This is a genomic window from Pseudomonas sp. PA-7-1E (genome assembly GCF_021605325.1).
GTDB lineage: Bacteria > Pseudomonadota > Gammaproteobacteria > Pseudomonadales > Pseudomonadaceae > Aquipseudomonas > Aquipseudomonas fluorescens_BV.
Genome location: NZ_WKFA01000009.1, coordinates 117,373 through 143,570, shown reverse-complemented (window position 1 = coordinate 143,570; position 26,198 = coordinate 117,373). Strand labels below are relative to the sequence as shown.

The 26,198-nt window shown below is 61.2% G+C and carries 24 protein-coding genes and 1 pseudogene; 9 read left to right on the top strand and 16 right to left on the bottom strand.

All coding sequences use genetic code 11. The annotated features are described in order from the left end of the window. Positions 1 to 221 precede the first annotated feature (221 nt). The gene (locus GIW79_RS08800; protein ID WP_034127268.1) at positions 222 to 986 is read left to right on the top strand and encodes a response regulator; all 765 of its coding nucleotides are present in this window, start codon (positions 222 to 224) and stop codon (positions 984 to 986) included. After that, entirely contained in the window at positions 986 to 2,017 is a 1,032-nt protein-coding gene (locus GIW79_RS08795) for a sensor histidine kinase (protein WP_054898848.1), read from the top strand. The genes GIW79_RS08800 and GIW79_RS08795 overlap by 1 nt, the downstream gene beginning before the upstream one ends. 156 nt (positions 2,018 to 2,173) lie before the next feature. On the opposite strand, the gene GIW79_RS08790 is transcribed toward GIW79_RS08795, so the two are convergent. From GIW79_RS08790 to GIW79_RS08750, 9 genes are all read right to left on the bottom strand, one after another. After that, positions 2,174 to 3,238 carry an AI-2E family transporter gene (locus GIW79_RS08790; protein WP_197900613.1) on the bottom strand — a complete coding sequence of 355 codons (1,065 nt, stop codon included), beginning with the start codon at positions 3,236 to 3,238 and terminating at the stop codon, positions 2,174 to 2,176. Between the two features lie 72 nt (positions 3,239 to 3,310). Continuing rightward, positions 3,311 to 4,129: a DUF4892 domain-containing protein gene (locus GIW79_RS08785; RefSeq protein WP_197900612.1), complete on the bottom strand. Its 819-nt coding sequence runs from the start codon at positions 4,127 to 4,129 to the stop codon at positions 3,311 to 3,313. Between the two features lie 102 nt (positions 4,130 to 4,231). Beyond that, complete coding sequence (locus tag GIW79_RS08780) at positions 4,232 to 5,086, bottom strand: alpha/beta hydrolase (protein WP_236454920.1); 855 nt, start codon at positions 5,084 to 5,086, stop codon at positions 4,232 to 4,234. Beyond that, positions 5,083 to 5,886 (bottom strand): alpha/beta fold hydrolase, encoded by an 804-nt coding sequence (locus GIW79_RS08775; protein WP_236454918.1) that lies wholly within the window; start codon positions 5,884 to 5,886, stop codon positions 5,083 to 5,085. The genes GIW79_RS08780 and GIW79_RS08775 overlap by 4 nt, the downstream gene beginning before the upstream one ends. 97 nt (positions 5,887 to 5,983) lie before the next feature. Continuing rightward, positions 5,984 to 6,427 (bottom strand): hotdog fold thioesterase, encoded by a 444-nt coding sequence (locus GIW79_RS08770; RefSeq protein WP_014717751.1) that lies wholly within the window; start codon positions 6,425 to 6,427, stop codon positions 5,984 to 5,986. Between the two features lie 30 nt (positions 6,428 to 6,457). After that, positions 6,458 to 8,110, bottom strand: coding sequence for an AMP-binding protein (locus tag GIW79_RS08765; RefSeq protein ID WP_236454915.1), 1,653 nt, complete (start codon positions 8,108 to 8,110; stop codon positions 6,458 to 6,460). Between the two features lie 741 nt (positions 8,111 to 8,851). Next, on the bottom strand, positions 8,852 to 9,301 hold the full coding sequence (gene sixA / locus GIW79_RS08760) for a phosphohistidine phosphatase SixA (protein ID WP_236454913.1): 450 nt from the start codon (positions 9,299 to 9,301) through the stop codon (positions 8,852 to 8,854). Then, the gene (locus tag GIW79_RS08755) at positions 9,298 to 9,645 is read right to left on the bottom strand and encodes a DUF4389 domain-containing protein (RefSeq protein WP_054899024.1); all 348 of its coding nucleotides are present in this window, start codon (positions 9,643 to 9,645) and stop codon (positions 9,298 to 9,300) included. The genes sixA and GIW79_RS08755 overlap by 4 nt, the downstream gene beginning before the upstream one ends. A 10-nt stretch (positions 9,646 to 9,655) precedes the next feature. Beyond that, on the bottom strand, positions 9,656 to 10,681 hold the full coding sequence (locus GIW79_RS08750) for an NAD(P)H-dependent glycerol-3-phosphate dehydrogenase (protein ID WP_034127205.1): 1,026 nt from the start codon (positions 10,679 to 10,681) through the stop codon (positions 9,656 to 9,658). Between the two features lie 193 nt (positions 10,682 to 10,874). Between GIW79_RS08750 and GIW79_RS08745 the strand changes: the two genes are divergently transcribed. From GIW79_RS08745 to fabB, 5 genes are all read left to right on the top strand, one after another. Beyond that, positions 10,875 to 12,995: a TonB-dependent receptor plug domain-containing protein gene (locus GIW79_RS08745; RefSeq protein ID WP_082631547.1), complete on the top strand. Its 2,121-nt coding sequence runs from the start codon at positions 10,875 to 10,877 to the stop codon at positions 12,993 to 12,995. Between the two features lies 1 nt (position 12,996). Then, positions 12,997 to 13,926: an ABC transporter substrate-binding protein gene (locus GIW79_RS08740; protein WP_054899023.1), complete on the top strand. Its 930-nt coding sequence runs from the start codon at positions 12,997 to 12,999 to the stop codon at positions 13,924 to 13,926. After that, complete coding sequence (locus GIW79_RS08735; protein WP_054899022.1) at positions 13,923 to 15,824, top strand: ATP-binding protein; 1,902 nt, start codon at positions 13,923 to 13,925, stop codon at positions 15,822 to 15,824. Before GIW79_RS08740 ends, GIW79_RS08735 begins: the two co-directional genes overlap by 4 nt. Before the next feature lie 249 nt (positions 15,825 to 16,073). After that, entirely contained in the window at positions 16,074 to 16,589 is a 516-nt protein-coding gene (gene fabA, locus GIW79_RS08730) for a 3-hydroxyacyl-[acyl-carrier-protein] dehydratase FabA (protein WP_003190035.1), read from the top strand. A gap of 11 nt (positions 16,590 to 16,600) precedes the next feature. After that, positions 16,601 to 17,821 carry a beta-ketoacyl-ACP synthase I gene (gene fabB, locus GIW79_RS08725; RefSeq protein WP_197900608.1) on the top strand — a complete coding sequence of 407 codons (1,221 nt, stop codon included), beginning with the start codon at positions 16,601 to 16,603 and terminating at the stop codon, positions 17,819 to 17,821. Positions 17,822 to 18,006: 185 nt separating this feature from the next. Here the strand turns inward: fabB and GIW79_RS29780 are convergent, their stop codons facing one another. From GIW79_RS29780 to GIW79_RS08715, 3 genes and pseudogenes are all read right to left on the bottom strand, one after another. Further along, a complete protein-coding gene (locus GIW79_RS29780) occupies positions 18,007 to 18,870 on the bottom strand; it encodes a methyl-accepting chemotaxis protein (RefSeq protein ID WP_405647825.1) in 864 nt (287 codons plus the stop codon). After that, positions 18,862 to 19,632: pseudogene (locus GIW79_RS29775) on the bottom strand (MCP four helix bundle domain-containing protein); the annotation flags it as partial. The gene GIW79_RS29780 and the pseudogene GIW79_RS29775, both read right to left, overlap by 9 nt. Positions 19,633 to 19,728: 96 nt before the next feature. Then, on the bottom strand, positions 19,729 to 20,751 hold the full coding sequence (locus GIW79_RS08715; protein ID WP_054899021.1) for an amidohydrolase family protein: 1,023 nt from the start codon (positions 20,749 to 20,751) through the stop codon (positions 19,729 to 19,731). 139 nt (positions 20,752 to 20,890) lie between these two features. Here GIW79_RS08715 and GIW79_RS08710 point away from each other — a divergent pair, with 139 nt between their 5' ends. Then, entirely contained in the window at positions 20,891 to 21,307 is a 417-nt protein-coding gene (locus GIW79_RS08710) for an OsmC family protein (RefSeq protein ID WP_034127200.1), read from the top strand. A gap of 62 nt (positions 21,308 to 21,369) precedes the next feature. Continuing rightward, positions 21,370 to 22,236 carry a pirin family protein gene (locus GIW79_RS08705; RefSeq protein ID WP_054899020.1) on the top strand — a complete coding sequence of 289 codons (867 nt, stop codon included), beginning with the start codon at positions 21,370 to 21,372 and terminating at the stop codon, positions 22,234 to 22,236. Between the two features lie 98 nt (positions 22,237 to 22,334). Here the strand turns inward: GIW79_RS08705 and GIW79_RS08700 are convergent, their stop codons facing one another. From GIW79_RS08700 to GIW79_RS08685, 4 genes are all read right to left on the bottom strand, one after another. Beyond that, entirely contained in the window at positions 22,335 to 23,063 is a 729-nt protein-coding gene (locus tag GIW79_RS08700) for a dienelactone hydrolase family protein (RefSeq protein ID WP_054898384.1), read from the bottom strand. Between the two features lie 200 nt (positions 23,064 to 23,263). Next, a complete protein-coding gene (gene htpG, locus GIW79_RS08695) occupies positions 23,264 to 25,168 on the bottom strand; it encodes a molecular chaperone HtpG (RefSeq protein WP_014717738.1) in 1,905 nt (634 codons plus the stop codon). A gap of 89 nt (positions 25,169 to 25,257) precedes the next feature. After that, the gene (locus tag GIW79_RS08690; RefSeq protein ID WP_054898383.1) at positions 25,258 to 25,710 is read right to left on the bottom strand and encodes a PaaI family thioesterase; all 453 of its coding nucleotides are present in this window, start codon (positions 25,708 to 25,710) and stop codon (positions 25,258 to 25,260) included. Next, positions 25,707 to 26,183 (bottom strand): PaaI family thioesterase, encoded by a 477-nt coding sequence (locus GIW79_RS08685; protein ID WP_197900605.1) that lies wholly within the window; start codon positions 26,181 to 26,183, stop codon positions 25,707 to 25,709. The genes GIW79_RS08690 and GIW79_RS08685 overlap by 4 nt, the downstream gene beginning before the upstream one ends. Positions 26,184 to 26,198: the final 15 nt, after the last annotated feature.

The window sequence follows — 26,198 nt, the reverse complement described above, 5'->3', positions numbered from 1 at the left end:
TGTAGCGCAAGCAGCGCCGTTGCGGGATCCGATGATCGGTAAATACCGATCAAGCGCCCAATACCGGCGATTCAGGGTGATTGTTTCAGCGCCGATACATTCACGACATGCCCTCAATACGCCGTCCGGCTAGCCTCGCGCACATGACCGCCCGCCCAGCACTTCCAGCCCTGGAACTGGGCGCCTATGCTGACAGCCACAACCAGGCAGATGACCTCGCTATGCATACCCCTTGCGACCCTGTAAACGAAGCGCCAAAAGACGCGGTGATCGCCGAAGACAAGCGCTGGAACACCCGCGCGCTGATTGTCGACGACGACGTGCCGATCCGCGAACTGCTGATCGACTACCTGGCACGCTTCAATATTCTCGCCTCAGGCGTCACCGACGGCACCGCCATGCGCCAAGCCATGCAAGCGGAGACCTTCGATGTGGTGGTGCTCGACCTGATGCTGCCGGGCGAAGACGGGCTGACATTGTGCCGCTGGCTGCGCGCCGAGTCGGACATTCCGATCCTGATGCTCACCGCCCGCTGCGAACCCACCGACCGCATCATCGGCCTGGAACTGGGGGCAGACGACTATATGTCCAAGCCGTTCGAACCCCGGGAACTGGTCGCGCGTATCCAGACAATCCTGCGCCGGGTGCGTGATGACCGCACCGAACAGCGGGCCAATATCCGTTTCGACAATTGGCGCCTGAACAGCGTGCTGCGCCAGTTGGTGGCCGATGATGGCCTGGTGGTGCCGTTGTCCAACGCCGAGTTTCGTTTGTTGTGGGTGTTCATCGAACGCCCACGCCGTGTGCTGAGCCGCGAACAGCTGTTGGACGCGGCCCGTGGGCGCTCTATCGAGGCCTTTGATCGCAGCATCGACTTGCTGGTGTCGCGCCTGCGTCAGAAACTGGGGGATGACCCCAAGGCTCCGCAACTGATCAAGACCGTACGCGGCGAAGGCTACCTGTTCGACGCCCGGGATATCGGTTGATGCGCGCGCCCTTCAATACGCTGTTCGGGCGACTGTTCGGCCTGTTGCTGGTGGCGATTGTGCTGGCCCACGTGCTGGCGTTCTTCTGGTTCCACCACTACGGCCCACCGCCACCGCCCCGCGCGGCGTTCGTCGAACAACCGGACGGCAGTCTCACGCCCTTGCACAAGACGCCTCGCCCCTGGTTTGGCGGCCCGGTGGTACCCCTGACATTTCAATTTATCTCGCTGATCATCGCCGCCTGGTACGGCGCCAAACTGCTGAGCCGGCCGATCCAGCGCCTGAGCGCGGCGGCCGAGCGCTTGAGCGTCGACCTCGACAGCCCGCCCCTGTTGGAATCCGGCCCTCGCGAAGCACGCCAGGCGGCCTCGACCTTCAACCTGATGCAAAAGCGCATCCGCGAACAAGTCAGCCAGCGCGCCCGCATGCTCGGCGCAGTCTCCCATGACCTGCGCACCCCCCTCTCGCGCCTCAAGCTGCGCCTGGAACAGATCGAAGACCCCAAGTTGCAAGGCCAGATGCGCCAAGACCTGGACGACATGATCGGCATGCTGGATGCCACCTTGAGCTACCTGCACGAACAGCGCACCAGCGAGACACGGCATTGGCTCGACGTACAGGCATTGGTGGAATCCCTGAGTGAAAACGCTCAGGACCAAGGCCGCGACGTGAAATTTTCCGGCACCTGTACACCGTTGCAGGTACAGCCGATGGCGCTGCGCTCATGCCTGAACAATTTGATCGACAACGCCCTGCGGTATGCTGGCACCGCCCGGGTAGAACTGGCTGACAGCCGTGGCGCCCTGGTGATACGGGTGATCGACCACGGCCCGGGAATCGCCGCCGATAAGCGCGAAGCGGTGTTCGAGCCGTTCTTTCGCCTGGAGGGTTCGCGCAACCGCAATTCCGGAGGGGTCGGTTTGGGGATGACCATTGCCAGGGAGGCCGTCGAGCGACTCGGCGGCCACCTGAGCCTGGAAGATACACCGGGCGGTGGGTTGACGGCGGTGATGTGGTTGCCGAGGGTTTAAGCACTCCCATTTACCTGACGCGCCGCGATCCAAATGTGGGAGCTGGCTTGCCTGCGATTGCGCAGTGTCAGTCGATGAAGTGCTGGCTCGCCCACCGCTATCGCAGGCAAGCCAGCTCCCACAAGTACCGCGGCGCACCACAGTTAGGTACACCCATCAGTTACACGGTTTGTCTTCACGGCGCACCTGCGCCTGGCTCGCGCTCCAGTCTGTCAACAGGCTGTAGGCCACCGCCAGCAACGTCGGGCCAATAAACAGGCCGATAAAGCCGAACGCTATCAACCCACCAAACACACCCAACAGCACAATCACCAACGGCAGGTTGCCGCCACGGCTGATCAGGTACGGCTTGAGCACGTTATCCACGCCGCTGATCACGAACGTGCCCCACACGCCCAGGAATACCGCGTAGGTGTAATCGCCCTTCCACGCCAGCCACGCCGTGGCCGGGATCCACACCAGCGGCGGCCCCATGGGAATAAGGCTGAGCAAGAAAGTCACGATACCCAGCACCAGCGCGCCCGGTACGCCAGCGATCAGAAAGCCGATCAGCGCCAGCAGCGCCTGGGCCGCAGCAGTGCCGATCACACCATTGACCACCCGCTGCACCGTGCCGGCCACCAGTTCGATGTAATAGCCAGCGCGCTCGCCAATCAGGCGCTCCAACAGGCGGTGCACAAACATCGCCAGGCGCGGCCCGTCACGGTAGAAAAAGAATACGAAGACCAGGCTCAGGGTCAGCTCAAGAATGCCGCCGCCAATTTGCGCACTGCGCGCCAACAACCAATTGCCGACCTGGCCCAGGTACGGCTTGATGCTCACCATCAGCGCCGCGCCTTGTTGATCAATGCTGTCCCAGGTCGCCACCAGGCGCTCGCCTAAGAAGGGGATCGACCCCAACCAGGTCGGCGCCTCGGGCAAGCCGTCGACCTGGATGTCCTTGATGAGCGCCACCGCATCACGCACATGGTCAGCCAGGTTGAACCCCAGCCATACCAATGGCACCGCCACCAGCAACATCCACCCCAACGTCAGGATGCCAGCGGCCAGGGATTCTCGGCCGCCGAGCCAACGGGTGAGCAAACGCATCAGCGGCCAGCTGGCAAATGCCAGCACCGCGCCCCAGAACAGTGCCGACCAGAAGGGCGCCATGACCCAGAAGCTGGCACCAAACAGCACCAGCAGCAGGATTTGCACCAGCAGGCGATCGTTATTGAGCATCGGGTATCTCGAAAAGAAGGCTGTAGGAAGAGAGCTTAGGCGAACGGCACGGGTCCGTTCGCCCTGTGGTGCTTAGCGTATCAGATGCAGATGCAGCCCTTGGGTTTCACCGGTGCCGGTTTCCAGACGGGCGGTGCGCACGCCCTTCTCCACCAGCGCCTGGCGCCAGGCCTCGGCCTGCGGCCCGCTCAGGCTCACGCGCAGGGTGGTGTCGAGGTTCAAGGCTCGGGATATCAAGGTCAGCCAAGTGTCGTCAGCCTCGGCGCCCAGCGCGGGAAAATCCAGCTCGCCGGTACTTTTGAGTTCACGCAGCAGGGTCGCTGAGGTGGGCAGCAGCTCGCCCAAGGGCGCGCTGGCGTCGAGTTGCTCCACATGCAGGTAGGCGCGGCGGTTACCACGTGTGATCCCGTACAGCGCGACCAGGGAATTGTCCTGCGGGGCGGCCAGGCGTAGCAGCAGGTATTCCTGTTGGCCGTCGGCGCCCACCAGCTTGGCGTTGCCAAACACTTCGTTGGCCCACAGGCTGCTTTCGCCACAATCGCGGGCCTTGCACCAGAACAACAACTGCGCACCCTTGGCCTGCAAAGCTTCGCGCGTTGCGGTAAAGGCGGCGCTGGAGCTGTGTTCGGCGGGCAATTCATAGGTGATTGCAGTGGCTGGGCCGCGTGCGATGGCCTGGCCTTCATAACGCAACTGGCCGCTGATCTTGCGGATCGCGCCCGTGGGGTAAATGCGTTCCTTGTCTTCAGCGGGGCGGTAATCGACGATTTGCGCATCAACCTGACGGGCTACCGCCGGTAGATCCTGGCTGCCGGGCAGATCGGCGGCAAATACCAGGGGGCTGAAACAACAAAGGCCCAGGGCACGGATACATCCTTTACCCAGGCTCATCGGATCAGTGAGCCCTGGCCAATGTTGGTCACAGCGATATCGAGTGTGTTCATGGTTGACTCCCTTTCAATCCGCCCAGCCTCGGCAGTTGACCCCGCCAAGTCAAGGCGTGGAGAAGAACCGATTGAAACAGTCTGCAACAAGAGCCGCACCGGGCTCGTCATTCAGGTGTAAATGATGGCCGCCTGGCAGCGTGGTAACCGTGAAGGGTAGCTGAGAAAGCAATTCGGAATGTTTCGCCAGCATGCCGTCAGCCGCGACCACCAACTGGGTAGGGCACCCGACTCTTCGCACGAAGGCCATGGCTTGTTCGTCGGTCAGGCGCATCGGCGACGCCAGGGTCAGGCGGCTATCGCTGCGCCAGGTATAACCGCCCGGTACGGGCATCAAACCGCGCTGGGCCAGGAGCTGCGCTGCTTCACGGCTGACCGCGACCACGCCTTTCATCCGCGCCTCGACCGCTCGATCAAGGCTGTTGTAGACCGGCTTGCGCTTGTCCTGCAGGCTCAATTGCGCCTGCAACGCCATGCCCAGGCGCTCGGCCGCGTTCTCGCCACTGGCGGTCGGTGGGATCACGCCGTCAATCAGGCCCAGGTGTGTCACCCGCTCCGGCAAGGCCCCGGCCAATACCAAAGAGACGATGGCGCCCAGGGAGTGGCCAAGTAATGCAAAACGTTTCCAGCCCAGTTGCTCAGCCACCTGCAGCACGTCGTAGACGTAATCCCACAAGGCATAACCGGCGCCAGCCGGGCGATGCGCCGAATGCCCATGCCCCGCCATGTCCAGGGCGACGATGCGCAACCCTCGCAGCTTGGGCGCCAGGCGCGCAAAGCTGTTGGCGTTGTCCAGCCAACCATGGAGGGCAATTACCGGCAGGCCGTCCTCGGGCCCGGACAGATGCGCGGCCAGTTCGATGTGCGGCAGGCTCAGGCGTACCTCTTCGACGGGCGTACTCATGCGCAACTGCGCTCACGGGCCTGCCAGCGGGCGAACAGGGTCTTGATCAAGGCAGCAGTGTCCTGAGGGCGTTCGAGGGGAAACATATGGCCGCCGGGCATGGTGAGCATTTCGCCCATGGGCAAGCGGTCAACACCGCTGGCATGGTGACGCATCACCACCCGGCTCTGGCGGCCACGCACCACGGCCAGCGGCACCTTCAACTGGCGCACCTGGCCCGGGCTGGTGTGGGGCACGCCGCGATAGATGCTGATTTCGGTGGCTGGGTCGAACCGCAGGCGCAGGCGATCGCCCACTTGCTGCAGGCCATGTTGCAGGTACGCGTCAAAGCAATCGGGGTCAAAGCCACGGAACAGGGTCTTGCCGGCGAAATAGCTGCGCGCGGTGTCCAGGTCGGTGAATTCTTCGCGCCGGCCAAGCGTGCGCCCAGCCGGGGTGAGTCGGTCGATAAAACCAAAGCGCTTGGCAGCGCGGATCACCCAGCGGTCTGCGCGGGTGAGCACCGGCGAATCCAGCATCACCACGCCCCGGTACAGGTGCGGGCAGCGCATGGACGCGTGTAAATGCAGCACGCCACCCAGGGAATGGCCCACGCCCCATACCGGCTCTGGCTGCTGCTCCAGATGATGGATCAGCTCGTCCACCAGGTTTTGCCAGTTATCATCCACCGGGAACCTGGGGTCGTGACCGTGCTGCGGCAGATGGGCCACCGCATATTCCGGGGCCAGGGCGGCAAACAGCTTGCCGTAGGTGGCCGAAGGGAAGCCATTGGCGTGGGTAAAAAACACGTGCTGCGACATACAGGTTCCATCAACAAAAACAGAGGGGGATTGTCACCATGCCCGGCCCCTACAGCAATGACTGTAACTGCCAGGAATGATGACACTCACGCCACGCCTATCGCGCCGGCGGTTGTTCACCCAGCGGCACCACGGCCATGGTCAGCCGCGAGACACAACTGGCCTTGCCCTCGTCGCTGCTCAGGCGGATGTCCCACACCTGAGTAGTGCGCCCGATATGAATAGCCTTGGCCACCGCCGTCACCCGGCCGCTGCGCACGCCGCGCAGGTGGTTGGCGTTGACCTCCAGGCCCACGCAATAGAACTTGCTTGCATCAATGCACAAGTAGGCGGCCATGGAGCCGACACTTTCGGCCAGCACCACCGAGGCCCCGCCGTGCAGCAGGCCGTAGGGCTGATGGGTGCGGTGGTCGACCACCATGCTGGCGGTAAGGGATTCGTCGTCGAAGCTTTCGAAACGAATATCCAGCATTTCACCGATGGTGTTTTTCTGGATCGCGTTGAGGTGTTCGATATTCGGTTGGGTACGCCACAGGCTCATACGATTGTCCTTGTTGGTTTTATTACGGCCCTAATCCTGCCACAAAACGGTTTCGGCGCGCGCGCTCCATGCTTGCAATTGTGGCCCGTACGTCGACTCGATCACGTTGCGTTTGATCTTCAAGGTCGGCGTGAGAAAACCGTTTTCCACCGCCCATTGGTCTTTCACCACCACCAATTGCCCCATGCGTTCGTGCTTGTCCAGGCCTGCGTTCACCTGTGCCAGCCAGCGTTCAAAACCACCGCCGAGGGCTTGGCGGTCCTCGCCGGGTGCCGACAACACGCACAGCCCTATCGGCGCACTGAGCCCCTCGCCGACCACACACACCTGTTCAATACGTGCATGTTCGGCCAGGCGGTTTTCAATCGGCGCCGGGGCTACGTATTTGCCTTTGCTGGTCTTGAAGATTTCCTTGAGACGTCCGGTCAGGCGCAGGCGACCGTCCGCGTCCTGCTCGCCCTTGTCACCCGTCCGCAGGAAGCCATCTGCGGTGAGCGTATCCGCGGTTTTCTGCGGGTCCTTGAAGTAGCCCAACATGGTCGCGCCACTGTGTACCTGCACTTCGCCTGACGGGTCGATACGCACTTGCACGCCTGGGCAGGGCTGGCCGATCCAACCGAGCGTTTGCCCACCTGGGCGACACACATGGGAATAGCCGCAGTTTTCGGTCATGCCGTACACCTCCAGCACATCCAGGCCCAGGCGCTGATACCAACGCAGCAACGCCTCGGGCACCGGCGCGGCGCCGGACAGGGCGATGCGCAGCGCATCCAGCCCCAGGCCGGCGAGAATTTTATGGCCGACGCGTTTGCCGATAAAAGGCAGGCGTAACAGGGTATCGAGGCGTTTTTCCGGGATTCTGGCGTAGACGCCCAGTTGGAATTTGGTCCAGATGCGCGGCACGCCAAACAAGGCCGTCGGCCGCGCCCTGCGCAGATCGGTGAGGAAGGTTTCCAGGCTCTCGGCGAAAAAAACGGTTTGCCCGGTATAGATCGACGCCATTTCTACAAACATCCGCTCCGCCACATGACACAGCGGCAAGTACGACAGCAACCGGTCGCCCTCCCCCAGGCCAAACAGCTCAGTACCGCCCGAGGCAGCGAACCCCAAGGCGCCGAAACTGTGCATCACCCCTTTAGGCAGGCCGGTCGTACCGGAGGTGTAGATGATAGTGGCCAGGCTGGCGGCATCCGGTAGCGGGTTGTCCTGGATCGGTGAACAGGCTTGCAGGTCCGCCCAACTGAAATCGAAAGTCTCTTCAGGAGGGCACAGCGGCAGACTGATAGTCGGCACACCCACAGGAACGCCAGGCGCCATCGCCGACCAATCATCCAGCTTGCCGATCAGCGCCAACCGCGCCTGCGAGTGAGTCAGCACATGGGCGACTGAGTCCGCGGTGAGGTTGGGATAAAGCGGCACCGACACATGCCCAGCCATCCAGATCGCCAGGTCGGCGATGATCCAGTGGGCGCAGTTTTTTGAAATCAAGGCAATATGCGAGCCCTGGGGCAACTCCCGCGCGCGCAGCCAGTGCGCGGCGCAACGAGCCTGGTGGCCGACCTCGCCCCAGGTGAGGGCCTGCACCTCACCGCCGCCGATGGGTTGAACGAGGAAGACTTTGCGCGGGTGCCGCGCTTCACGCTCGAAGAAGACCTGCAACGGCAAACGAAAAGCGACAGGCATGGGACGCGCTCCTTTGTGATCCGAGATACAGCCAACCAAGCACTTGCTTGGTTGACTGTATAGCACAGACGAAGGAAACGGCCTGCCGCTAACCACGATGCGACGCGAGACGCTCTTGATCTGCTCTTGATCTTAGGCGCCCCCCCAAATCACTGGCGGATTACGGGCACACCGAGCCTGGGCGAGGTGCCGAGTGGTGGGGCAAGAGCCCTTTGGTCACTTTGGGCTGGACCGGCATTCCGGCTTTGCCAAAGTGCCCCGCCGTTCAGGGCGGAACCCTAAGTGGCCGTTACCGCAGGAATGGATATGTACTCGGTATAACGGTGTCGACTGTGAGGCCGTCTTCGCGAGCAAGCCCGCTCCCACAGTGGAATCGTTGGGGCGTCAGCGAGATGGGCGTCGGCTGGCAGGCCGTCTTCGCAGGCAAGCCAGCTCCCACAATTGGATCGCGGGGCGTCAGCGAGATAGCGTCGGCTGGCAGGCCGTCATCGCAGGCAAGCCCGCTCCCACAGTGGGATCGTGGGGTGTCAGCGAGATAGGCGTCGGCTGGCAGGCCGCCTTCGCAGGCAAGCCAGCTCCCACAATTGGATCGCGGGGCGTCAGCGAGATAGGCGTCGGCTGGCAGGCCGCCTTCGCAGGCAAGCCAGCTCCCACAATTGGATCGCGGGGCGTCAGCGAGATAGGCGCCGGCTGGCAGGCCGTCGCGGGAGCAAGCTCCCTCGCCACAGCGTCGCACGATGCCTAAGGATTCTTCACATCCACCAGACTCATCAAGCCAGCCAACGGAAAGTCACCCTCAAGCTCCGCCAGGCTGGCCGTGTACATCGGCTGTGGCTGGCGCTGATGCCCATGCTGCAGAAAACTGATCAGGCTACCCACCAGCGGTTGGTGGCTAACCAACAGCACGTCGTCGTCGGTGTCGAGTTTCTCCAGCACTCGCTGGACATCCCCATCGGGCGTCAACCACGGCACCGTGCAGATATCAGGCTCAAACCCCAGCACATCGCGCACCAACTGCGCCGTCTGCTGCGCCCTAACATAAGGGCTGGCAATGATGGCGCCCAAGGGCTGGCCAATCAGGTGCGCAGCACTGCGCAATACTTCAGCACGCCCATGCTCGGTAAGGTTGCGCTCGGCGTCCGTGCGCGCATGCGCTTGGGCCTCGCCGTGACGCAGAATCCATACTTTCATAGCTTCGGCTCTTCATCACGCACCGGGTGCGGTGCCGGCGGTACGCTGTGGGCCGCTTCGCCTTCGGGGGCGCGTGGGGTTGGCCAATCGGCGAACGGCCAGGGCTTTTGCTCGGTGTGGAAGCTGCCGAAGCGGCCAATCTGCGCCAGGAACTGGCTGAGGCTGTCGCCAAAGTTCATCAGGCCCAGGTTCGGTGCGCCGTAGATCAGCCGGTAAACCAATTGCACCACCACCAGCGCACCGAGCAGGAATTGGGCTACCTGCCACACCAGCGCAAATACCAGCATCCACAGGATGCGCAAGACAATCGACTCGTATGGGGGGGCAGCTTTGGGATCGTTCATGACGCGTTCCTCAGTTGAAACCACTGGTGGAAATAAAGTCGACATCGGTCTTGGGCTCGGCCCGCATCAGCAACTCGATGACCTGGTTCAGGGTGCGCCCTTCGAACAGGATCGCATGCAGGCCGGCGACCAGCGGCATGTACACGCCCACTTCCTGGGCCTTGGCCTTCAAGACCTTGAGGGTGTTGACCCCCTCGGCCACTTCGCCCAGACGCGTCACCGCTTCCTCCAGGCTCAGCCCTTGGCCCAAGGCGAACCCGACCTGGTAGTTGCGGCTTTTGGGCGAAGAACAGGTGACGATCAAGTCCCCTACGCCCGCAAGGCCGAGGAAGGTCATCGGGTTGGCGCCCTGGTTCACCGCAAAACGTGTCATCTCGGCCAGTGCGCGGGTAATCAGCATGCTCTTGGTGTTTTCGCCCATGCCCAGGGCCACGGCCATGCCAGCAATGATCGCGTAGACGTTTTTCAAGGCCCCGCCCAATTCGACGCCGAAGCGATCGCCGCTGGCGTAGACCCGGAAGGTACGGCCGTGCAACACGGCCTGGACGCGCTCGCACAAAGCCTCGTCCTCACTGGCGACCACGGTGGCGGTCAACGCGTGCTCGGCGACTTCCCGCGCAAGGTTTGGCCCGGACAGCACGCCAATGCGCGCCTGAGGGGCGATTTCGGTGAGGATTTCACTCATCAACTTGAAGGTGTGGGCTTCGATGCCCTTGGTCAGGCTGACCAGTAACTTGCCGGCCAAGCGTTCGGCGTGTGGCGCCAGTACCGAGCGCAAGGCGCTGGAAGGCAGCGCGACAAAGCACAGGTCGCAGGCCGTGAGGGTTTCCAGCAGGTCGGTCACCGGCTCGACGGCGGGATGAATCTTGATACCTTTAAGGTAACGAGGGTTTTCGCGATGCACGCGAATGGCTTCGGCCTGCTCGGGGTCGCGCATCCACTGGCGCACCGCGTGACCGTTCTCGGCCAGCAGGTTAGCCACGGCGGTCCCAAAACTTCCGCCTCCCAGGACCGCAATAGGGCGCTGTTCAGTCATATGCAATCCGTTAATCCATACCAGTGGCGATGGCGGCATTATACGGGGCGCCCCGCTTGCGGCCAGCCCCCGTATCAATTCGCGCGAGTCAGAAAATGCCAGAGGCGTGCGAAGTAAATGCAAGTCCGACGACTGGCAAACAGCCGCACCTCGGTTAACATGGGCGGCTATCCGCAATTAACAAGGCCGTGCCGTGTATCTGGGCCCTCCTCCTCGCTCATCATTGTTGTTGGTGCTGTTGTGCGCTACCTGCGCGCAGGCCGACGATCTGTTCCTCGACAGCCAGCCGCTACCGCAGGTCTTGACCGCCACGCGTCTCAAGCAATCGGCCGCCGCCGTGCCCGGCAGCATGACGGTGATCGACAGTGAGCTGATCAAGGCCAGCGGTGCCCGGGACATCTCGGAACTGCTGCGGCTGGTCCCGGGGATGATGGTCGGCTACACCAGCGGCAACCAGGCGTCGGTGAATTACCATGGCACCAGCGCCAGTGACGCACGGCGCATGCAGGTGCTGATCGACGGTCGCTCGGTCTACCGCGCCGGCCTGGCCACGGTGGATTGGAGCGATATCCCAGTGGCCATGGAGGACATCGAGCGCATCGAGGTCTTTCGCGGCCCCAACACCGTCAGCTACGGTGCCAATGCGCTGATGGCGGTGGTGAATATCCTCACCCGCTCGCCAGCCAACAGCCACGGCTCGCGGGTAAAGGTCATCCGTGGCGAGCGTGGCATCAATGACTTCTATGCCAGCCAGGGTGTGGGCTGGGAGACCGGCGATTTGCGCTTGTCTCTGTCCGGGCAACAGGACAATGGTTTTGACAGCGACGCGGTCGGCGCCGACCGCCGTGACGGGCGTCGTCTCAACCGTTTCAGCCTGGCGGTGAGCCAGGCCTTGAACGCGCAACAAAGTCTCGATTGGCAACTGAACGTCAAGGAAGGCACCAACCAGCGCCCTTATACCTACACCCCGGTGTTTGCCGGAATTACCGAAGGCGGCACCAATTCCGATGTCACCGCCAAGGACTACGCAGGCTCCCTGCGCTGGAACTTCGACTTCAACCCCGACCACAGCCTGTATATCCAGGGCTCGGCACAGCAATGGGACCGCAAGCAAATCTGGAAAGCCTGTGACGCCAAAGCCTCGTTCAGCCCTGAACTGACCCAGTTATGGCAGCTCAACCCCAACTATGCCGAATTGCTGGCACGGCACATGGACACCTACAGCCAAGGCTCCGCCCCACCGGGTAACGCCGCCGAACAGGCCTTGGCCAACCAGGTGCTGGACCAGTGGCGCAACGGTGCCAACCAAAGCGTGTGCGGCGATATCGACCAAAGCACCCGCGAAAGCCGCTACGACGTGGAGATCCAGGACACGCTCAGCCTCTCCGACAGCCTGCGCCTGGTCAGCGGTATGAATTACCGCTATGACCGCGCCGACTCCGAAACCTACTTCAATGGCACCCTGGACGACACCACCTGGCGCCTGTTCGGCCACCTGGAATGGCGCGCCAGCGAGCACTGGCTGCTGCAAGGTGGCGCCATGTACGAAGACACTCACCTGAGCGGCAACTCGCTCACGCCGCGTGTGGCGGTCAATTACCTGATCAATCCTCGCCACGGCTTGCGCGCGGTGTACTCCGAGGCAATCCGCTCGCCGGACATGTTCGAGAACAACGTCAATTGGAGCTACCGCGTCACCAATCTCAGCTCCCCGACCTACGGGCAAAACGCCGGTCAATATTTTGTCGTGACGCGCGGCCCTGGCAACCTCGACAAAGAGTTGATGCGCTCGCGCGAACTGGGCTACAACGGCTTCTTTGCCGAGCTGGGGCTGAATGTCGACGTGAAGCTGTTCTATGACGAAATCACCGACATGATCAGCTCGCCGCTGCGCAACAACCAATACATCGCCAGCAACGCCAACAGCTCGCGTTTTAGCGGTGCCGAGTCGCAGTTCGACTGGCGCGTGAGTGACGCCGACCGCCTGCGCCTGACCTATGCTTATGTAGACGCCACCTCCAGCAACCCGCTGGACAAAGCGCAAACCGCGCGTAACAGTGGCTCGGCCGGTTGGCTGCGTGAGTGGGGCCAGGGTTGGTCCAGCGCCTTGTTCTACTATGGCGACGACGCACTCAACCAATATCGCTTCCAGCGGGTCGACCTGCGGGTGGCCAAGCGCATTGCCGTAGGCAAAGCCAATGTGGAGCTGGCGGGCATGTTGCAGCAACGCCTGGATGACCAGCCCACCACCTGGGCCGACAACAACTACGACCATCGCCACGTTCTCTACTTCAGCGCCGAGCTGGACTTCTGACATGGCCGACCAGTCACGGATGACCCTCTTGTTGGTTTCACGGTTTTGGCGCCGCGGCCTGCTGCTCGCCTGCCTGTTGCTGACAGCGCCGGCGTGGAGTGCCGACATTCTGCTGACGGCCGCCGAAGACAGCGCCGGCGTGCGCGCTTTTACCCAGGCCCTTGCCCAACAACGCCCCGAAGACCAGGTCAGCTTCACGCCACTCAAGCAGTTGCCAGCGCCCAGTCACCTGCCTGCCAGCACCCGCCTGATTCTCCTTGACCTGCCGGGTCTGGACTGGCGCCTGCAGGATGCTCAGGGGCCACCAACCCTTGTGCTGCGCATCAGCCGCCTGCAGGCCCGACAACGCCTGGGCAACTCCCACCCGGCAAAAATCAGTCTGCTATGGAGCGACCCGCCGCTGGAGCGTCAGCTGCGCCTGATCGCCAATATCCTGCCCCAGGCCCGGCGCGTCGGCGTGCTGTACGGCGTCGATAGCGAATTCCTGCTGCGCGAACTGATCCAGTTCGCCAAACCCATGGGCCTGGAAATCATGCCCCAGCCATGGGACAACACCAGCGACAGTCGCCCGCTGCAAACCCTGTTCAAAAACAGCGACGTGCTACTGGGCCTCGACGATCCGCAGCTGTACAACCCCAAGACCGTAAAAAACCTGTTGCTGAGCAGCTACGCCCAACAACTGCCGTTGGTGGGGCCCAACGCTGGGTTTGTGCGGGCCGGCAGCCTGGCCAGCACCTACAGCGATCAATCCGACTGGCTCGCGGTACTGGACCGACTGCTGGACCAGCCGCCGGCCAGTTGGCCCAGCACGCTCTACCCGCAGTACTTCAAAGTCGTGGGCAACCCACAAGTCGCGCGCTCACTGGGCATCGAACAGGTCGATGAAATCGCCGTTGCCGCCCGCCTGGCCGAAGGAGAACAACGCCCATGACCTTGCGCCGTCGTTGGGATATCAACACCCGCACCCAGCTCATTACCCTGGGCCCCGCGCTGCTGTTGACCCTGCTGCTCATCACCTTCTTCACCTTCGTGCGCATCCAGGACTTGCGCCAGGAGCTGGACCACACCGGTCAATTGATCGCCAACCAGCTGGCGCCTGCCACTGAGTACGGCGTGATTTCCGGCAACAACGATGTGCTTGAAACCCTGCTGCGTGCGACCTTGGCCACACCCCATGTGCGCTTCCTGGAGATCCAGGACAGCGCCGAGAACATCTTGGTGTATGTGGAGCAGCCGTCCGAGCGGCATGACCGTTCGCTGTCGGTGAAGGTGTTCCAGGCACCGATCCGCCTGCAACACATCCAGCTCAACAATGACTTTTTCCAGGACAACCTCAGCGAACCCAAGGCACCCCGCGCGGACTACCTGGGGCGAGTGATTGTGGGCATGTCCAACGACGCCTTCAGCCAGCGCCAGCAGGAAATCCTGTTCAAGGCAGGGGTCCTGGCGCTGTTTGCCCTGCTGTTTACCTTCCTGCTGGCGCGACGCTTGTCGGCGAGCCTGTCACAGCCGATCAGCGCCATGGGGCACGCGGTCAAGGCCATCCAGCAAGGCGATTACAAGACGCCACTGCCCATCGTCGATGACTCGGAATTGGGCGACCTCTCGCGGCATATCAACAACCTGGCCGAGGGCCTTCAACAGGCCAGTCGCGAACAGCAACAAGCCATGGCCCAGTTGATCCAGACCCGTGAAGAAGCCGAGCGGGCGAACAACGCCAAGTCGGATTTTCTGGCGATGATGAGCCACGAACTGCGCACGCCCATGAATGGCGTGCTGGGCATGCTGCAACTGCTGGAAACCACGGAGATGACCGAGGAGCAGACCGAGTACGCGGCGCTGGCGTGCGAGTCCACCGAGCATTTGCTCAAGGTGATCAATGACATCCTCGATTTCTCACGCATTGAACGCGCCGCCCTGGAACTGGAACATATTCCGTTCAACCTGGCCGATCTGATCAACAGCTGCGCCCAGGCTTTCCAGCACAGCGCCCAGCAGCGCGGGCTGAGCCTGGAACTGCCCATTCCCATGGGCATGGAGGCTCTGCGTGTGCGCGGCGACCCGACGCGGATCCGCCAGATTCTGGTGAACCTGATCGGCAATGCATTGAAATTTACCGAACATGGCAGCGTGACCGTCGAGCCCCACTGGCAAACCCTGGACCATGAGTTGGTGTGGTTCACCTGCACCGTACGCGACAGCGGTATCGGTATTTCCGCCGAACGCCTGGATTTGATGTTCGATGCATTCCAGCAGGCAGACAGCTCCATTTCCAGGCGTTACGGTGGCACGGGCCTGGGCCTGCCGATTGCGCGCACCCTGGCCGAACGTATGGGTGGCACCTTGCGCGCCCAGAGCGAAGAAGGTCGAGGTTCAGTGTTCACCTTGGAGATTCCGCTGGCCATTGACCAGCAGCATGCCCCGGTCACCGCACCTGACGCGCTTGGCAAAGCCAGCGCCGGCGATGGGCGCCACGTGCTGTTGGTAGAGGACAACCCGGTCAACCGCACCGTGGTCGAAGCGATGCTGCGCAGCCTGGGTTTTGAAGTCAGCCTGGCCACGGACGGCGCCGAGGCGATCCGCAGCGCCGAGAGCCTGATTTTCACCGCTATCCTGATGGATTGTCGCCTGCCCTTGATCGACGGCTACGAAGCCACACGGCAGATTCGCCAACTGCCCGGTTGCGCCGATCTGCCGATCATCGCCCTGACGGCCAACGCCTTGCAGGGCGATCGCGAAGCCTGCCTGGCAGCCGGAATGAACGATTACCTGGCCAAGCCGTTCAAACGCACGGATTTGCAGCAAATCCTGCAGCGCTGGGTGCAATAGCGCCGCGCCATCAGCCAACTGCGACTGGCGTGAAAGACGAAAGTGCGGCAGTCTTAGGCACCCGAACGGGCTGATAAACAGGCCCGGTTTAAAATTTCAGTGAACAAGTGTACATTCAGTGCCTTGCCGCTGTGACTTTCACTACAACGCAATAGTCTATGTGTAGGCTGCCGCTATGAGGCATGAACGCTTCATTCGGTTCGGGAAGATTTGCCCTACCCTGCCGCATGGGATTATTGAGGAGCTCGCATGACCAAACAAAACGCCTTTACTCGGGAAGACCTGCTGCGCTGCAGTCGCGGTGAGCTGTTCGGCCCAGGTAACGCGCAACTGCCCGCCCCGAACATGCTGATGGTGGATCGCATCACCCATATCAGCGAAGAGGGTGGCAAGTACGGCAAAGGTGAATTGGTCGCCGAGCTGGATATCACCCCTGACCTGTGGTTCTTCGCTTGCCACTTCGAAGGCGACCCTGTGATGCCAGGTTGCCTGGGCCTTGACGCCATGTGGCAACTGGTTGGCTTCTACCTGGGCTGGCAAGGCCTGCCGGGCCGCGGTCGCGCCCTGGGTTCGGGCGAAGTGAAGTTCTTTGGCCAGGTACTGCCGAGCGCCAAGAAAGTCACCTACAACATTCAAATCAAGCGCGTCCTCAAGGGCAAGCTGAACCTGGCCATCGCCGACGGTTCGGTGACTGTCGACGGTCGCGAGATCTATACTGCCGAAGGCCTTCGGGTCGGCGTATTTACTTCCACTGACAACTTTTAAGGGTTATCCGCATGCGCCGCGTCGTTATCACTGGTCTGGGCATCGTTTCTTGCCTGGGCAATGACAAAGAGACCGTCACCGCTAACCTGCGTGCAAGTCGCCCTGGCATCCGCTTCAACCCGGAATATGCCGAAATGGGTCTGCGTAGCCAGGTTTCCGGCTCCATTGACCTGCCCCTCGAAGAACTGATCGATCGCAAGATCTATCGCTTCGTCGGCCACGCTGCCGCCTACGCCTACCTGGCCATGAAAGACGCGATCGCCGACTCCGGCCTGGGCGAAGACCAGGTTTCGAACGTACGCACCGGCCTGATCGCCGGCTCCGGCGGCGCATCGACCCTCAACCAAATGGAAGCGCTGGACATCCTGCGCGAAAAAGGCGTGAAGCGCGTCGGCCCTTATCGTGTCACGCGGACCATGGGCAGCACCGTTTCCGCCTGCCTGGCTACGCCATTCCAGATCAAGGGCGTGAACTACTCGATCTCCTCCGCATGCGCCACCAGCGCCCACTGCATCGGGACTGCCGTTGAGCAGATCCAACTGGGCAAGCAGGACATCGTATTTGCCGGCGGCGGTGAAGAAGAGCATTGGAGCCAGTCGTTCCTGTTCGACGCCATGGGCGCATTGTCCACCCAGTACAACGAAACCCCAGAAAAAGCCTCCCGCGCTTACGACGCCAAGCGTGACGGTTTCGTCATCGCCGGCGGTGGTGGCATGGTGGTGGTCGAGGAGCTGGAACACGCCCTGGCCCGTGGCGCGAAGATCTACGCGGAAATCGTTGGCTACGGCGCGACGTCCGACGGCTACGACATGGTTGCGCCAAGCGGTGAAGGCGCCATCCGCTGCATGCAGATGGCAATGTCCACCGTCGACACCCCAATCGACTACCTGAACACCCACGGCACCTCGACCCCGGTCGGCGATGCCAAGGAAATGGAAGGCGTGCGTGCGGTATTTGGCGACAAGGCTCCGAAAATCAGCTCCACCAAGAGCCTGTCGGGTCACTCCCTGGGCGCCGCTGGCGTTCACGAAGCGATCTATTGCCTGCTGATGATGGAAGGCAACTTCATGGCCGGCTCGGCCAACATCGACGAGATTGATCCGGTTGTGGCTGATATGCCGATCCTGACCAAGACCGTTGAAAACGCCAAGATCGACACCGTGATGAGCAACAGCTTTGGTTTTGGTGGCACCAATGCCACCTTGGTACTCAAGCGCTGGCAGGGCAAGTAAGCCCGCAGGTTGATCACACGAAAAAGCCCCGACTGGTTCGGGGCTTTTTTTTGCGTTTGATTTGAAACCGCGTCGCCTTCATCGCAGGCAAGCCAGCTCCCACATTCGACCGCGTTCATCCTGGAGGAATACGGTCCAGTGTGGGAGCTGGCTTGCCTGCGGCTGGGCCAACCCGGTTCCCCGCCCTACACCGAAAACCGCGCCACCATCGAATTCAGATCCACCGCCAACCGCGACAACTCCTGACTCGCTGCACTGGTCTGGTTGGCCCCGGTCGATGTCTGGTGCGCGAGGTCGCGGATATTCATCAGGTTACGATCCACCTCCCGAGCCACCGCCGCCTGCTGCTCCGACGCGCTGGCAATCACGAGGTTGCGTTCGTTGATCAAGGTGAATGCCGAGGCAATCTCTTCCAGGGCCATGCCCGCCGATTTGGCGAGATCCAATGTAGAGCGCGCCCGTGTATTGCTCTGCTGCATCGAGCTGACAGCCTGGTCGGTGCCCTGCTGAATCCCGCTGATCATCTGCTCGATTTCCTGGGTCGACTGTTGCGTGCGATGGGCCAAGGCCCGCACTTCATCGGCTACCACCGCAAACCCGCGCCCGGCATCCCCCGCTCGCGCCGCTTCAATCGCCGCGTTCAGTGCCAGCAAGTTGGTTTGCTCGGCAATCGAGCGAATCACATCCAGCACTGTGCTGATGCCATAGACCTTTTGCGCCAGCGCTTCGACCTGGGTCACATTGGCGGTCACATCGGTCGCGAGGGCTTCAATCGACACCACCGTCTGCTGCACCTGCTCACGCCCTTGCTGGGCAATCCGGTCGGATTCGCGAGACGCCTGGGAAGTGGCCACGGCATTGCTCGCCACCTCCTCCACCGCCACCGTCATCTGATTGACTGCCGTGGCCGCCTGTTCGATTTCCTGGTTCTGCTGGTGCAAACCACGGGTCGCATCCTCGGTGACGCAACTGAGCTCTTCGGAAGCCGACGCCAATTGGTTCGACGATTCTGATATGCGCCGGATAGTGTCGCGCAAGCTCTCCTGCATACGCTTGAGCGCCTGTTGCAAGCGCGCCGGCTCGTCGCTGCCACTGAGCCTGATGTCGCCCGTCAAGTCGCCACTGGCAACGCCCTGGGCCACTTTCAACGACTGTGCCAGCGGCAGCACGATGCTGCGTGTCAGCCACACCGCCAGGCCAATCGTGACCAACGCCGTGACGCCAATCATGGTCATCACCCAAACCCGCGACTGGCTGAACACCTGCTGTGCCAGCCGGGCGGCCTCGTTGGCGCTGGACTTGTTCAGATTGACCAACTCACGCAGCGTCACGGCCATCTGGTCAGCCATCTGATTCATTTCGCCATTGACCACCGCAATGGCCTCCTCCAGCCGATTGGCCTTGGATAAGCCCACCACCTGCTCCTGGCGTTGCAGGTACTGCTGCTCCTCGACCTTGAAGCGATCAAACAGCACGCGCTCCTCAGGCAAGACGATCAATGCCTCGTACACGCCTTCAGCGTGGTGCAAACCGGTTTTTATTTCGGCAATTTTCTGCTCGTTCTGCGCCACCGCCTGGGGGTCGCGGTTGACCAGCAAGCGCAACGTCAGCGCCCGAATGCGCAACACATCCTGGTTCATCTCCCCCACCGCCATCACGCTGGGCAGCCAGTTGGTCTCCACCTGGTCCGACTGCTGGCGCATATTGGCCATCTGCAACAGGGCAAAGCCGCCCAAGACGAACACCATCAACGCCAGCACACCAAAGCCCAGGCCGGCGCGAGGGGCGATATTCAAACTGCGGATATTCATGCCAGGGTTCCTTCCAAAAGTACTGCATCCACCTGCAGCGGGTCTCTTGGACGTTATCGGCACCTCAGGTCATTGGCGTAAGATCAAAACGCGATATCAAGGCGCGTCGCCATCGCGATGCGGCTTGGGCAGGATGGCGAGGAAGTTGTCGCGCGCAACCTTGTGGGCAACGTCTTCGGGCAACGCATCGAGGAAAGGATCGAAACGGCGCATCTCTTTGCCCAACTTATTGAAGCGCCCCACAACATCGGAGCCGAGCATGAAGCGATCCGGGAAGCGCTCCACCAGCGCAACCCATTGCGGCCGTGGCTTGCCGGCGTCATCCAGCAGATAGGGCGTGAGCATGCTCCAGGACAGGTCGATATACAGGTTGGGGTACGCCTCAAGCAGGCGCGTCAGGGTAGGCAACAAAAAGTCCATCTGCACCTGATGACGGTGAATTTCCTTGCTGGTACCGGCATGGGCCCAGATAAAACGCGTGTGCGGGTGATTGCGTAACGGCTGCTCGACTTCCGCCAGGTACAGCGGGTTGCGCTCACGTTTGGAGGTGATGTTGGAGTGCAGCATCACCGGCAGGTCGTTTTCGGCCGCCAGGTGATAGATGCGCGTCATGGCTTCGTTATTGGCGCGCGGGGTGTCACCGGAGGTCAGGGCGGTAAGGTCATCGTGCCGGGTGAACACTTCACCGATGCCCTGCCACAGCCCTGGGTTGAGGTCGAGCATACGCTGGATGTGGGCGGCGGAGTTTTTGTCGTTGGGATTGAAACCGGCGAGGAAGGGATGAAAGTGCTGGCGTTGCTCGGGGGAAAGTTTATTGACCGCCGCCGCGACGATCACATCCGTGGCGCTGTACCAATAGGCATCGGCGTCGTCACCGGCGTAGTAGCGCGGGCGCTTGGGCTCGTCTTCGTGCCATTTCTTGGCCACGGGAATCCCGGAAATCATGACGTGCTCAATACGGTTGTCCGCCATGGCCTTGAGCAGCTTGTCCATGCCGGCGGTTTCCTGGAAAAAATCCACGTAGTGCAGGTGCGCGTCGCTGTAGGCATAGTCACGGGCCTGCACGACAAGGCTGCTGGCGGCGAGCAACAAGGCAAGACTCAGGCGGGCTCCAGACACGGTAAAACCTCAATAAGGGTTGATACGGGTAGACCTTGCGCCAGCCTTCAGGGTTCAGCATGGAAAAAACCGGAACACTGGGGTGCCAGCATGCTCTATAACTGCATGACCTTCATCCTGCGCCCTTATGAGGTTTGCCATGCCTGTTACCGTTAATACGCTGAACGCTGAAAACTTCCGTCACAGCGTGAATATCAATAATCACGAGCTGTTTACCGACCTGCCCAAGAGCCTGGGCGGTGACGATTCGGCGCCCTCCCCCCACGATTATTTCGATGCTGCGCTGGCGTCGTGCAAAGCCTTGACCGTAAGGCTCTACGCGCAGAAAAAAGATATCCCGCTGACCGGCGTGACCGTGGAGGTCACTCACGACAGCGACGAAGAGCAAAAGGGTAAATACAAACTCAACGTCAAGCTGACCCTCAAGGGCGTACTCACCGACGCCCAGCGCGATGAACTGCATCGCGTGGCCGATAAGTGCCCGGTACATAAGCTGATGACCACCGCCGAAGTCACTATCGAGACGAAATTGTCGGAAGGCGCCTTCAGCCAATAGCCCCAACTTCCCATCGAGCGGGTTATGCTCAAAGCATCCAACCCGCTCAGACTGGGATGCCCATGACCACCCTCACCGTGATTCGCCCTCGCCCCGAAGATGTAGAAGGCCAGCCTATCCTGCGGCCCCTGCCCTCACGTGAATGCCGCAGCGTCGGTCCCTTTGTATTTTTCGATCATATGCTGCCGACCCGCTACGCACCGGGTAACGGCATGAATATCCGCCAGCATCCCCACATCGGCCTGTCCACCCTCACCTACCTGTTTGAAGGCACCTTGCAGCACAAGGACAGCCTTGGCTCGGACCAGGTGGTGCAAGCCGGCGATGTCAGCTGGATGACCGCCGGCAGCGCGATTGCCCACGTCGAGCGCACACCTGAAGCGGTCAAGGCCAGGGGTTTCAACCTGCATGGCCTGCAGGTGTGGCTGGCCTCGCCCAAGGACCACGAGACCGGGCCCGGACACTACAGCCATCACCCAGCCGCAAGTTTGCCGATAAGCGATAACCTCGGCGTGCAGGTGCGTTTGATCGCCGGTGATGGTTTTTGCCTCAGATCACCGGTGCCGGTGCTGTCGCCGACGCTGTATGCCGAAGTACAGATGCAAACCGCCACCACCCTGTTGATTCCTGATGAACATGAGGAACGCGCGGTGTATGTGCTGGAGGGTGAGGTGCAATTGGACGGTGAAGCCCTGGAGGTCAACAGCTTGGTGGTATTGCCGACTGGGCAGGAGATGACTCTGTATGCCGAGAGTGATTGCCACCTGATGGTATTTGGCGGGGCACCGCTGGATGGGCCACGGCGGATCAACTGGAATTTTGTGGCGAGCGACCCGGCTGTGATCGAGCAGGCGAGACAGCGTTGGGCGGCTGGGGATTGGCCGACTGTGCCGGGGGAGTCAGAAAGAATCGAGTTGCCTGTTAGATAGCATTCGCGAGCAAGCCCGCTCCCACATTTCGATCTGTGAACGCAGTCAAATGTGGGAGCGGGCTTGCTCGCGAAGAGGCCCGAACAAGCGCCGAAGCATCAGCCCTTGAACACTTCATCCAACAAGTTATGCATCGACTGGAAAGCCCGTGCGGCGGTCTTGGCGTCGTACATCATCTTGCCCGGCACATTGGCATGGGGGTCGGTGAAGGAATGCACCGCGCCGCCGTAGCTGAGCAACTGCCAATCCACACCCGCCGCGTTCATTTCATCTTCGAACGCTGGCAGTTGCTCTTTGGGCACCAACGGGTCCGAGGCGCCATGCAGCACCAGCACTGAACCCTTGATGTTCTTCGCGTCTGCGGGGTTCGGTGTATCCAGAGTGCCATGGAACGACACGGCAGCCTTCAGCGGCGCGCCGGTACGGGCCAGTTCCAGGGAGCAGCAACCGCCAAAGCAGAAGCCGAAGGTGGCCAGTTTGGACGTGTCCACCGCGGCTTCAACCTGGCCTTGCAATTGCTCGAAGGCGGCTTGCATGCGCTTGTTCAGCAACGGGCGATCATTCTTCAACGGCATCATCGCCGCGCCCGCTTCATCGCCATTTGAAGGACGTACGTTTTGCCCGTAGAGGTCGGCAATCAGCACCACGTAGCCTTTGCCGGCAACGGCCTTCGCAATCTCTTCGGCCCCCGCACTTACGCCCATCCAGTTCGGCGCCATCAGCAGTCCCGGCAACGGGCCCTTGTGGCTGGCATCGAATGCCAGACGGCTTTCATAAGACTGGCCATCAATCTGATAGACCACGGAACGTACAGTGACTTGGCTCATCATTTTCTCCAATTCAGATGGATTGACGATGCTCCCTGTAGGAGCGAGGGTGAAGCCTAGTTCTTGCTCGCGAAAAACGTGAGATCACCGCGCTCATTCAGCATTTGCGCGTTATCGTTGACGTTCTTCGCGAGCAAGCTCGCTCCTACAGTAGAGCCAGAACGAAAAAACCCGCCGAAGCGGGTTTTTCTACAACGGTGTTAAACCGACAATTCAACCAACAGCTTGTTCAGTCGGCGCACATACGCGGCCGGGTCCTTCAAGCTGTCGCCGGCTGCCAGGGCGGCCTGGTCGAAGAGGATGTGCGACAGGTCACCAAACCGCTCTTCGCTCTGCTCGCCATCGAGTTTCTCGATCAGCGGGTGAGACGGGTTGAATTCGAAGATGGGCTTGGAATCCGGCACTTTCTGGCCGCTGGCTTCCAGGATCTGGCGCATCTGCATGCCCAGGTCCTGCTCGCCGATGGCCAGGATCGCCGGGGAATCGGTCAGGCGGTGGGAAACCCGCACTTCACTCACCGCTTCACCCAGGGAAGCCTTGATGCGCTCAACCAGGCCCTCTTTGGACTTGGCGACTTCTTCGGCTTCTTTCTTCTCTTCTTCGGAGTCCAGGTTACCCAGGTCCAGGTCACCACGGGCCACGTCGACGAAGGTTTTGCCGTCGAACTCGGTGAGGTAGCTCATCAGCCACTCATCGATACGGTCGGTCAGCAGCAGCACTTCGATGCCTTTCTTGCGGAAGACTTCCAGGTGCGGGCTGTTCTTGACCTGGGCGTAGGTTTCGCCGGTCAGGTAGTAGATCTTGTCCTGACCTTCCTTGGCACGTGCCAGGTAGTCAGCCAGGGACACAACCTGCTCGCCGTCTTCGCCTTGAGTCGAGGCAAAACGCAGCAAACCGGCGATTTTTTCCTTGTTGGCAAAATCTTCCGCCGGGCCTTCTTTCATGACCTGGCCGAAGTTTTTCCAGAAGCTCTTGTATTGCTCAGGCTCGTTCTTCGCCAGCTTTTCCAGCATGTCGAGTACGCGCTTGGTGAGCGCCGACTTCATGGAGTCGATGATCGGGTCTTTCTGCAGGATTTCCCGAGACACGTTCAGCGACAGGTCGTTGGAGTCGACCACACCTTTGATAAAGCGCAGGTACAGCGGCAGGAAGGATTCCGCCTGGTCCATTACGAACACGCGCTGCACGTACAGCTTCAGGCCTTTTGGCGCCTCGCGCTGGTACAGGTCGAACGGAGCACGGGCCGGTACGTAGAGCAGCGAGCTGTATTCGAGCTTGCCTTCAACCTTGTTGTGGCTCCAGCTCAGCGGGTTCTCGTAGTCGTGCCCAATGTGCTTGTAGAACTCCTGGTATTCCTCGTCCTTGATCTCGGTACGCGGACGGGTCCACAGGGCGCTGGCGCGGTTGACAGTTTCCCACTCCACCGCAGGGGCTTCTTCGCCTTCGGCAACGGTCTGTTCCTTGGGCAACTCGATCGGCAACGCGATGTGGTCGGAGTACTTCTTGATGATGTTGCGCAGACGCCAGCCATCGGCGAATTCGTCTTCACCGGCTTTCAAGTGCAGCACGATGCGGGTGCCGCGGTCAGCCTTGTCGATAGTGGCGATTTCAAATTCGCCCTCGCCTTTGGAAGCCCAGTGCACGCCTTCGCTGGCGTCAAGGCCGGCGCGGCGGCTGAATACTTCAACCTTGTCGGCGACGATGAAGGCCGAATAGAAGCCCACGCCGAATTGGCCGATCAGGTGAGAGTCTTTTTTCTGGTCGCCCGACAGGTTCTTCATGAAATCTGCGGTGCCGGACTTGGCGATGGTCCCCAGGTGGGTGATCGCATCGTCACGGCTCATGCCGATACCGTTGTCTTCGAGGGTGACGGTCTTGGCGTCTTTGTCGTAGCTCACACGGATCTTGAGTTCCGCGCCGCCTTCCAGCAACTCGGGCTTGGACAGGGCTTCGAAACGTAATTTATCGACAGCGTCAGAGGCGTTCGAGATCAATTCGCGAAGGAAAATTTCCTTGTTGGAATACAGCGAATGGATCATGAGGTGCAGCAGTTGCTTCACCTCGGTCTGGAAGCCCAGGGTTTCCTTTTGAGTTTCCACACTCATGGTCATCAAACTCCAATTGGATGGCAGTGGCCGCGCCCTTGAGGGTTGGCGGCGGGTTGTCATCAAAGTTGGGGACTAAGACCAGGATTTCAAGGGCGGACCAATTCCTCAATTTTGAAATGTGCCCGGGCAGTGGCAATCGGTTCGGCCGGCGTGCTCTGCCAAGCGGTAATCGCCACGTTGGCCACGCGCCGGCCCTGGCGCCATACCTGACACTTGGCATAGGTGTCCCGAAACTGGCCGGCGCGCAGGTAATCCAGGGAGAAGTCGATGATTTTCGGCAGGCCCGGAGCGCCAGTGAACACCAGCAGGTGCATGGCGGCTGCCAGCTCCATGAAGCCGGCGATCACCCCGCCATGCAGCGCTGGCAATATGGGGTTACCAATATTGTCCTTGCTGGCCGGCAGGCGAAACAGCAACTCATCCCCCAGGCGGGTGCATTCGATGCCGATCAGCCTGGCATAGGGCACCAACTCGAGCAGCGCATCGTAGTTGCCACGGTCGAGGGCTTGCTCCAGGCGCGTCTTGAACCGATGCGTCATGCCTGTTCTCCCTTGATGACAGCGCCCAAGCCTTGAGTCCCTTTGAGGCGCTTGCCCATGCGCATGAACGTGCCTACCACATGGGCGATAGGTTGTTGCGGGTCATCCTGATAGGCAACGCCACGGGTGAAGATCACGTCGGTGGTGACCCGGTAGCATTGCGCGAAGCCATACACCGGCTTATGGGGTTCGGCGGGATGCATGTAGTCGATACGCAGGTCCAGGGTGGGGCAAACCTCGAACTCGGGCAATACGCACAGGGTCGCCATGCCGCAAGCGGTGTCCATCAAGGAGGTCAGCGCGCCGCCGTGGATCACCCCGGTCAGGGGATCACCGACAATATGCGGCCCATAAGGCAGTACGAGGGTCATGCCCTCCTCGCTGGCTTCATGCACCGCCACACCCAGCACCTGGCAATGGCGCAGGGCCGAAACGAAGCGCACGGCACGCTCCAACAAAGGGTTTACGGTCATTGTTTTTAGACTCTT

Bases quoted from the DNA above. Each gene is read 5' to 3' on its own strand.
- GIW79_RS08800 (WP_034127268.1), top strand. From the start codon at position 222: ATGCATACCCCTTGCGACCCTGTAAACGAAGCGCCAAAAGACGCGGTG.
- GIW79_RS08795 (WP_054898848.1), top strand. From the start codon at position 986: ATGCGCGCGCCCTTCAATACGCTGTTCGGGCGACTGTTCGGCCTGTTG.
- GIW79_RS08790 (WP_197900613.1), bottom strand. From the start codon at position 3,238: ATGCTCAATAACGATCGCCTGCTGGTGCAAATCCTGCTGCTGGTGCTG.
- GIW79_RS08785 (WP_197900612.1), bottom strand. From the start codon at position 4,129: ATGAGCCTGGGTAAAGGATGTATCCGTGCCCTGGGCCTTTGTTGTTTC.
- GIW79_RS08780 (WP_236454920.1), bottom strand. From the start codon at position 5,086: ATGAGTACGCCCGTCGAAGAGGTACGCCTGAGCCTGCCGCACATCGAA.
- GIW79_RS08775 (WP_236454918.1), bottom strand. From the start codon at position 5,886: ATGTCGCAGCACGTGTTTTTTACCCACGCCAATGGCTTCCCTTCGGCC.
- GIW79_RS08770 (WP_014717751.1), bottom strand. From the start codon at position 6,427: ATGAGCCTGTGGCGTACCCAACCGAATATCGAACACCTCAACGCGATC.
- GIW79_RS08765 (WP_236454915.1), bottom strand. From the start codon at position 8,110: ATGCCTGTCGCTTTTCGTTTGCCGTTGCAGGTCTTCTTCGAGCGTGAA.
- sixA (WP_236454913.1), bottom strand. From the start codon at position 9,301: ATGAAAGTATGGATTCTGCGTCACGGCGAGGCCCAAGCGCATGCGCGC.
- GIW79_RS08755 (WP_054899024.1), bottom strand. From the start codon at position 9,645: ATGAACGATCCCAAAGCTGCCCCCCCATACGAGTCGATTGTCTTGCGC.
- GIW79_RS08750 (WP_034127205.1), bottom strand. From the start codon at position 10,681: ATGACTGAACAGCGCCCTATTGCGGTCCTGGGAGGCGGAAGTTTTGGG.
- GIW79_RS08740 (WP_054899023.1), top strand. From the start codon at position 12,997: ATGGCCGACCAGTCACGGATGACCCTCTTGTTGGTTTCACGGTTTTGG.
- GIW79_RS08735 (WP_054899022.1), top strand. From the start codon at position 13,923: ATGACCTTGCGCCGTCGTTGGGATATCAACACCCGCACCCAGCTCATT.
- fabA (WP_003190035.1), top strand. From the start codon at position 16,074: ATGACCAAACAAAACGCCTTTACTCGGGAAGACCTGCTGCGCTGCAGT.
- fabB (WP_197900608.1), top strand. From the start codon at position 16,601: ATGCGCCGCGTCGTTATCACTGGTCTGGGCATCGTTTCTTGCCTGGGC.
- GIW79_RS29780 (WP_405647825.1), bottom strand. From the start codon at position 18,870: ATGCAGGAGAGCTTGCGCGACACTATCCGGCGCATATCAGAATCGTCG.
- GIW79_RS08710 (WP_034127200.1), top strand. From the start codon at position 20,891: ATGCCTGTTACCGTTAATACGCTGAACGCTGAAAACTTCCGTCACAGC.
- GIW79_RS08705 (WP_054899020.1), top strand. From the start codon at position 21,370: ATGACCACCCTCACCGTGATTCGCCCTCGCCCCGAAGATGTAGAAGGC.
- GIW79_RS08700 (WP_054898384.1), bottom strand. From the start codon at position 23,063: ATGAGCCAAGTCACTGTACGTTCCGTGGTCTATCAGATTGATGGCCAG.
- htpG (WP_014717738.1), bottom strand. From the start codon at position 25,168: ATGAGTGTGGAAACTCAAAAGGAAACCCTGGGCTTCCAGACCGAGGTG.
- GIW79_RS08690 (WP_054898383.1), bottom strand. From the start codon at position 25,710: ATGACGCATCGGTTCAAGACGCGCCTGGAGCAAGCCCTCGACCGTGGC.
- GIW79_RS08685 (WP_197900605.1), bottom strand. From the start codon at position 26,183: ATGACCGTAAACCCTTTGTTGGAGCGTGCCGTGCGCTTCGTTTCGGCC.